Genomic DNA, 1120 nt, shown 5'->3' with positions numbered 1-1120 from the left:
GGCAAAGGCGCCCCGGTTGTAGCCGGTTGCAACGGCAATGATTCCAAGAATCAACAACGCGAGATCAAGGGCCATGACCCTGAGAGCCTACTGCCAACTTCAGTAGAGGCCGTAGTTGGCTCTAATTGTTAGGGTAACGCAGCTTTCTGAGCCGAAGTCATCTGCGCAATCACTTCTTTGGGAATTGCAGAGGCTTTCTCCGGCGAGAGGGATTTGAGTAGTTCAAGACTCAGGCCTTTAGCCTGTTTTGGCTTCAATGCACCTAGTTGATCTTCAGTCAAGTTTGCAAAAGTTGCAGGCTTCATAGACTTCAACTGTTGAGGCTTCATGCCGGAAATTGCCTGAGGGTCTATCTGTGCCACTTGTTCTGGACTCATGCCAGTAATGGCTTTGGGATCAAGGTTTTTGACTTGCTCCGGAGTCATGCCCGCATATGCTTGGGGCGCCATGGCAGCAAGATCCTTAGCATCAAAGTTCTTCATCGCCGTAGGTGGCAATGCACCTAGTTGATCTTCAGTCATGCCCGCATATGCTTGGGGCGGAAGGTTCTGTAACTGCCGAGCGCCCATCGCTTTGAAAGCATCGGGTGAAAGTTGACTGAATTGTTCCGCACCCATCCCTGATACTGCCTTGGGATCAAGGTTTTTGACTTGCTCCGGAGTCATGCCCGCATATGCTTGGGGCGCCATGGCAGCAAGATCCTTAGCATCAAAGTTCTTCATCGCCGTAGGTGGCAATGCACCTAGTTGATCTTCAGTCATGCCCGCATATGCTTGGGGCGGAAGGTTCTGTAACTGCCGAGCGCCCATCGCTTTGAAAGCATCGGGTGAAAGTTGACTGAATTGTTCCGCACCCATCCCTGATACTGCCTTGGGATCAAGGTTTTTGACTTGCTCCGGAGTCATTCCGCTGAAGGCAGCGGGAGGCAAGGCCGTAAATTGCCTCTGATCAAAATTCTTAAACGAATCTGATGAAAGTTGTGCAATATCTGTGCCTTTAAAAGCAGCCATCTGGTTGGGGGTTAATTGTGCGATTTCGTCAGGGCGAAGGGCGCTTATTGGCGTTTGCGGTAAGGCGGCTACACCACCGGTTGGCGGCTTCCAATCATTCACACCACCGG

1 protein-coding gene is annotated in these 1120 nt (G+C 51.4%); it reads right to left on the bottom strand.

Going from position 1 to position 1120, the window contains the following annotated elements; translation table 11 throughout:
- Positions 1–128: 128 nt before the first annotated feature.
- The coding region (locus FJ091_22320) for a hypothetical protein (GenBank protein ID MBM4386085.1) at positions 129–1120 on the bottom strand (992 nt) is incomplete at its 5' end.

The sequence above is a fragment of the Deltaproteobacteria bacterium genome, assembly GCA_016875395.1.
GTDB lineage: Bacteria > Myxococcota_A > UBA9160 > UBA9160 > UBA6930 > VGRF01.
The sequence above is the reverse complement of the archived record's forward strand: the minus strand, read 5'-3'. Positions and strand labels throughout refer to the sequence as shown.